The organism is Trichocoleus sp. FACHB-591 (genome assembly GCF_014695845.1).
GTDB lineage: Bacteria > Cyanobacteriota > Cyanobacteriia > FACHB-46 > FACHB-46 > Trichocoleus.
Genome location: NZ_JACJPA010000095.1, coordinates 22,274 through 28,273 on the forward strand (window position 1 = coordinate 22,274; position 6,000 = coordinate 28,273).

9 protein-coding genes are annotated in these 6,000 nt (G+C 48.2%); 4 read left to right on the plus strand and 5 right to left on the minus strand.

Features of this window, described 5'->3' with window-relative positions; all coding sequences use genetic code 11:
- Nucleotides 1-71: 71 nt before the first annotated feature.
- Together H6F90_RS18025 and H6F90_RS18030 are read left to right on the plus strand one after the other, a co-directional pair.
- Nucleotides 72-1,334, plus strand: coding sequence for an MFS transporter (locus tag H6F90_RS18025; protein WP_190553694.1), 1,263 nt, complete (start codon nt 72-74; stop codon nt 1,332-1,334).
- Nucleotides 1,335-1,402: 68 nt separating this feature from the next.
- Entirely contained in the window at nt 1,403-2,383 is a 981-nt protein-coding gene (locus H6F90_RS18030) for an aldo/keto reductase (RefSeq protein ID WP_190553695.1), read from the plus strand.
- Between the two features lie 189 nt (nt 2,384-2,572).
- Here H6F90_RS18030 and H6F90_RS18035 read toward each other — a convergent pair whose 3' ends face one another.
- Nucleotides 2,573-2,950 (minus strand): hypothetical protein, encoded by a 378-nt coding sequence (locus tag H6F90_RS18035; RefSeq protein WP_190553696.1) that lies wholly within the window; start codon nt 2,948-2,950, stop codon nt 2,573-2,575.
- Nucleotides 2,951-3,108: 158 nt separating this feature from the next.
- Here H6F90_RS18035 and H6F90_RS18040 point away from each other — a divergent pair, with 158 nt between their 5' ends.
- Entirely contained in the window at nt 3,109-3,612 is a 504-nt protein-coding gene (locus H6F90_RS18040; RefSeq protein WP_190553697.1) for a GNAT family N-acetyltransferase, read from the plus strand.
- Here H6F90_RS18040 and H6F90_RS18045 read toward each other — a convergent pair.
- A complete protein-coding gene (locus H6F90_RS18045) occupies nt 3,525-4,223 on the minus strand; it encodes an HAD family hydrolase (protein ID WP_190553698.1) in 699 nt (232 codons plus the stop codon). The genes H6F90_RS18040 and H6F90_RS18045 overlap by 88 nt on opposite strands.
- A 112-nt stretch (nt 4,224-4,335) precedes the next feature.
- On the opposite strand from H6F90_RS18045, the gene H6F90_RS18050 reads away from it, so the two are divergent.
- Nucleotides 4,336-4,542, plus strand: a complete 207-nt coding sequence (locus H6F90_RS18050; protein WP_190553699.1) for a hypothetical protein — start codon at nt 4,336-4,338, stop codon at nt 4,540-4,542.
- A gap of 9 nt (nt 4,543-4,551) precedes the next feature.
- Here H6F90_RS18050 and H6F90_RS18055 read toward each other — a convergent pair whose 3' ends face one another.
- The 3 genes from H6F90_RS18055 to H6F90_RS18065 all read right to left on the minus strand — a co-directional run bounded on the left by H6F90_RS18055 (nt 4,552) and on the right by H6F90_RS18065 (nt 5,743).
- Nucleotides 4,552-4,938 (minus strand): tautomerase family protein, encoded by a 387-nt coding sequence (locus H6F90_RS18055; protein ID WP_190553700.1) that lies wholly within the window; start codon nt 4,936-4,938, stop codon nt 4,552-4,554.
- The gene (locus H6F90_RS18060) at nt 4,938-5,216 is read right to left on the minus strand and encodes a hypothetical protein (RefSeq protein ID WP_190553701.1); all 279 of its coding nucleotides are present in this window, start codon (nt 5,214-5,216) and stop codon (nt 4,938-4,940) included. The genes H6F90_RS18055 and H6F90_RS18060 overlap by 1 nt, the downstream gene beginning before the upstream one ends.
- A gap of 80 nt (nt 5,217-5,296) precedes the next feature.
- A complete protein-coding gene (locus H6F90_RS18065) occupies nt 5,297-5,743 on the minus strand; it encodes a beta-lactamase hydrolase domain-containing protein (RefSeq protein ID WP_190553702.1) in 447 nt (148 codons plus the stop codon).
- Nucleotides 5,744-6,000 lie beyond the last annotated feature (257 nt).

Genomic DNA, 6,000 nt, shown 5'->3' on the forward strand with positions numbered 1-6,000 from the left:
TTTGTCTTTTCTAAAAGCAGCCATCTCCGACGCGGCAATTCACGCTTCGGAGGTCACGGAAATCGTTTGCTATGCAATTGAACGGACTACAAAAAATCTGGTTCCAGGTGAGCCAGCAACTACCTGCCTTGCGATCGCGCAATTTTCGCCTCTATTTCATTGGCCAAAGCTTCTCCCTCTCAGGCACATTTATGACCCAAGTGGCTGTGCCTTGGGTAATTTATGATCTAACTCATTCTGCCTGGCTATTGGGTTTAACTGGATTCCTCGGCTTTCTGCCTACGTTGATTTTGACTCCTTTCTCAGGAGTTTTATCCGATCGCTGGAGTCGTAGATCTCTACTATTGCTGGCGCAGTTTATGGGAATTGCCGTTTCTTTCGCCTTAACCATTCTCACGTTTCTAAAGTTGGCTAGTTTTGAATCTCTCCTGATGCTCAGTATTTTGGCAGGCGTGGTGAAAGGGCTGGATATGCCTGTGCGTCATGCCTTTGTAGTGGAAATGGTGAACGAGCGCGAAGATTTGAGCAATGCGATCGCCCTTAATTCTGCCATGCTTAGCAGTTCTCGACTAATTGGCCCCGCGATCGGTGGAATTTTGCTAGCCACAGTTGGGGCAGGATACTGCTTCCTCTACGACAGTCTCAGTTATGTGGCGGCAATTCTGGCACTCTGGGCAATGCGATTAACGCCCCAGCCTATAGAAGCTCAAACTAGCAATAATTGGCAAAGACTGAAAGAAGGCTTCAGATACGTCTATACTTTTTTGCCAATTCGCTCAATTCTCCTATTGTTGACTGTGCAGGGCTTATTTGGCATCGCTTACATGGCACTCCTACCCATTTTTGCGGCGGATATTCTCCAAGGTGGTCCGGAAACAATGGGCTTTCTCACGGCAGCGGGGGCGATCGGTTCGGTATTTGCCTGTGTTTATCTCAGCTTACGGCGAGGCACTGAAGGGCTAGAGCGGTTGATCGCCCTCTGTCCTGCTGTAATCGGGCTAGGGTTAATTGCCTTCTCACAATCTAGAGTGGTGTGGATTTCGCTGTTGCTGTTGGTGTTGGTGGGGAGCAGCAGCACGCTTCAGGTGGCGAGCAGTAATACTGTGATTCAAAGCCTGGTGGAGGATAGCAAACGGGGCCGAGTCATGAGCTTTTATGCACTGTCACTGGTGGGAATGTTGCCTCTGAGTAATTTGCTGGCAGGCAGTTTAGCTCAGGCGATCGGTGCCCCCAGTACGCTGGTTGTCTGTGGCAGCATTTGCATTTTGGGGTCACTTTGGTTCAGTCAACAATTACCTGCCGTCTCTCGTTGGATTCAACAAGAATTGCATTAGGAGGGGTGAGGGCACCGAAGGTAAAAATGGGATAGCGGTAAAAAAAGTCAGAGAGGAGATGTTGAGGGATGCAATATATCAACCTGGGAAAAACTGGTTTAAAGGTTTCTCGCATTTGTTTAGGAACCATGACCTATGGTTCTCCGCAGTGGCGAGATTGGGTTTTGCCTGAAGCGGAAAGCCGTCCCTTCATTCAGCGAGCCTTGGAAGCTGGGATCAACTTTTTTGATACAGCGGATATGTACTCCAAAGGCGTGAGCGAAAAAGTTTTAGGGCGATCGCTGAAAGACTTGGCCCAGCGGGATCAAGTGGTAATTGCCACCAAAGTTTATAACCCGATGGGTCCTGGTCCTAACGATCGCGGCTTATCTCGCAAACACATTTTCGATAGCATTGATGCTTCCTTGCGACGGTTACAAAGCGACTATGTGGATCTCTATCAAATCCACCGTTGGGATGATGAAACACCAATTGAGGAAACCCTAGAAGCGCTGCACGATGTCGTGAAATCTGGCAAGGTGCGCTACATCGGCGCGTCGAGTATGTATGCTTGGCAGTTTGCTAAAGCTCTCTACACTGCTGATTTGCACGGTTGGACGCGCTTTATTTCTATGCAGAATCACTACAACTTGGTCTACCGCGAAGAGGAGCGAGAAATGTTGCCTCTATGCCGTGACCAAGGGATCGGTGTGATTCCTTGGAGTCCATTAGCACGAGGCTTTTTGGCAGGGAATCGGCAGCAGCGAGGAGACGGAGCGACAGCACGAGCCAAATCCGATGACTTTGCCCATCGGCTGTACTACGAGGAAGGTGATTTTCAAGTCGTAGATCGAGTCGTAGAACTAGCAAAAAATCGGGGAGTTGCCCCAGCGCAGATTGCCTTGGCGTGGCTATTACACCAGCCTGGCGTGACAGCACCGATCATTGGTGCAAGCAAACTGCAACACCTAGAGGATGCGATCGCCGCGATCGACCTCGCTTTAGATGCCACTGAACTCGCTGCCCTAGAGCAACCCTACCGACCTCATCCGGTATTAGGTCATGGCTAAGCCTCAGAAGCAGATCAAGAGACTTGCTTTTCTGAATTGGCTATGGGATACTCGGGTTTATCTACGGTATCTCTATTGATTTACCGTAGTATTAAGTCAAAAAAATTCTCCCAACCATCAGCATGAATCTACTAGCCACTTCCTGTTGGCAATCCCAATACCGGAAATAGGTTAGCAGAGCAGATCTCATCAGTTATCAACATCACTTGAAGAGATCACAAAGTCCTGCACAATTTCGCGGAATTGCACCTCAACCACCTTCAGGTAACCCTGATTATTTAAGGTGTCTGAGTTGACTAAGTTATTCTGAATCCCTGCTTGCACCAGGGATTCAGGAGTCACTTGTCCTGCCGCGATCGCTTGGGTCAACGCTTGGCTGGAAGGAATCCCCTGATTGCGGAAATGGCCTTGTTGAGCCAAGTTTACTAAGGTTACAGGAGGTGTCTGCCGAACTACTTTGCTGTTTGCCCCGTTGGATGTGGTTAATTCAGCGGCGATCGTGGGGGTTGCAGCTGCGGCGATCGCCATAGCAACAGCAGACAAGCTACCAAAAAGTACTTGCTTCATTATTAATCTCCTAAATAACGATCAGAACTGGGCTAAATTGTTCAGACTGAACCTCGCATATACTCAGTCTGAACAATTTTTCTGACTTTTGCCACCTATTTTTCAACAATTCTTTACGTAATATCTTGACGTAACATTTTGTGGTGAGCTTTTCTAGCATGCCTCCGTTTGACCGACTCATCCGTTTAGCCGTGCCTGAAGATGCAGCCGCGATCGCCCTACTGGCAGAGCAGCTAGGTTATTCCGTAGCTCCTCAAGCGGTGTGGGAGCGCTTAAAGCATCTGGAAGGAGATCCAGACCATGCCATTTACATTGCTCATTCGTCGAGTGTCGCTGTCCTTGGTTGGATTCACATCTATGCCCGTCAATCCTTATTAGTGGGTCAAGTAGCCGAAATCGGTGGGCTGATTGTGGATCAGAACTGTCGAGGGCAGGGGATTGGGCGTTTACTGCTCCAGCAAGCTGAACAGTGGGCACACAAACAGGACTGTCGCAGCATCGTGGTTCGTTCTAATACGCAACGTCAAGCGGCCCACCAGTTTTACAAGCATCTTGGCTACCAAGGATGCAAGACTCAGTTAGTGTTCAACAAAGGACTGCCTGAGGTCATGGAGAAGCGATCGCATTCCAGCAGTGCTTTTGGGATTTCAGCGGGTGAATGAGCTAGCCCATCAGCACCATGCCGTATTAGCTCCTCCACCGTTCCATAGCCGTAGGTGATCCCGATCGCGCCCATCTGATTCCGTTTGGCACCAATCATGTCATGCTGGCGATCGCCAGTCATCACCGTATTTTCAGGCGCAAGCTGTTCGGTCTTGAGGATGTAAGCAATCAAAGTATCTTTTTCACTGCGAGTGCCATCGAGTTCGCTACCATACACACCATCAAACAGGGTTGCTAGCTTAAAGTGCTCAACAATTCGGAGAGCGTAAACATGCGGTTTGGAGGTAGCGATCAAAGTTTGATAGCCAGCCGCCCGAATCGTTTCTAGTGTCTCTAAAATTTGCGGATATAGGGCATTCTCGAATAACCCAATCGTGGCATAGCGATCGCGATAAAGCGTTACGGCTCGGTTAATCAAAACCTTGTCTGAGGTGTCTAGGAGCGTGGCGAAACTTTGTTGCAACGGTGGCCCAATACACCAAAGTAATTCATCGACAGCGGGTGACGGGTAACCCAACTCAGAGAGGGCGTACTGAATACTGCGAGTAATCCCTGGTTTGGGATCTGTGAGTGTTCCATCCAGGTCAAACAGGATCGCAGTGATGGGCATGTTTAATCACTTAAATTAATCGTTTTGAGAAACAAGAACATTTGATTCTATCAAGCGGAATGCCTATTGTAGAAGTGGAAGTTAAACCTAGACTCTACAGTTAGGACATCCTATGTTTGAGCACTTGAGAGAGCAACATTATCAACAGGGCTGTCGCGATCGCGAGCGTGGGTTATTACCCCAAATGCAAGGCTCTGTTTATTTAGAGGGATATCTGAAGGGCAGACCGGAAGGCTTGGATGGAACAGTGCAATATTTCCCCACCATTGAGTCGTATTTGAAGTGGAAAAATAAAAGCTCTGAAACCCGTAAGCCTTAAATGATAGAGTTATATTTCAATAGTGTAGTTGAGCTGATGTTCGTCTCCAGGCAACCCACGGAAACCCCAGTTATGTTTAGGGGTTTCAAAAATGGTGATTTCTAGATCTTGAGATGAGATGCCTAACGGTTGAACTCGCTCAAATAGGAGACGAATTAACCGCTTCTTAGCTTCTACACTACGGCCTTCCAGCATACTCAACTCAAGAATGGTATAACGCTCTGTTCGACCTGCGGGATAGAAGAAATCTGAGGCATCAAGCGGGAAAAAACGATGTGCTCGCTTGTCCGGCGGATATTGCAGAGCATCTACAATACAGGAATGAATAACCTCGGAAAGCTGGGGTTTGATGGGGTCAAGCTCGGATCTCAAGCCATAAACTTTGACTTGTACCATTACGATCCCTGGCTGTAGAGGCTACTGAGTTCTGGCAAATTGAAGTTTTGCACAAACTGAATTAAATCTTGGGGAAGTTGGCTAATCTCCGTTAACAATTGATTGGGAGCGATGCCAAAAGCATATTGCAGCACCAAAACAATGGCCGCGATCGCTAAGATCGACCCCCAACTGGCATTTAGAACTTTAAATAAGAGCCTGATAAACAACAGCGAAATTGCGATCGCTGCCACTAAAAGTACTGTTTGTGTGTCTACAGCCGTGAGAAAACTATCCATACGCTTAAAAGAGCGAGCACCTAGCAAGGTATCGGGATAACTTCATCATAAATGACACAATTGCCTGATGGCTGCTATTGCTAGGAGTTGACTTTGGGGTTATTGGCGATCGCTTGCTCTAGTGCCTGTTTTAGCTTGGGATTCGCATCGAGATCGATCCCGACTGCCTGGGCTCGTTCTATGGTTTGCTCCGAAGTCAATCCTTCTTGTTGGGCAATACTCAGAAGCGCCACAGCACTAGCCCGCAAGCCCCCGGCACAGTGAATTAGCGTTGGTTTTGGTAGTTTATCCAGTTCAGTGACAATCGCAGCGAGTTGGGCTTCATCCAGCGTAGCGATCGCTAGGGGAGCATTGGCGTAAGCTAATTCCAAAGAGGTAACAATTTGTGCCTCTTCATTGAGAAAACCTTGTTCCTCAGGCGATCGCACATTCAAAACCGATTTAAACCCCGCTTGTGCCGCTTGCTCTAATTCCTCCGGTGTCACCTGTCCCGCAGCACTAAACTCTTGATTAATGGGTTTGACCATGATCTAAAAACCTCCTATCTTTTTACGCAATGTTTTTGGATACTGTCATATTATCTTGTTCGCCTGAAACCTGGCTTAGACTGAATCACCGAGGCATCTATAAGCGCGATCGCGCAAAGTTGCTATACTCAGATCTTGCACCTCGTAATCTGAACCTCCCACCCCTGCTGCTGTAACAGCATGCGCTTTTGCTCAACTTCCTGAAGCAACAGGGCAACAACCACCTCGCCTAGGCAGGCTCCGAGCACGGTTGTCGC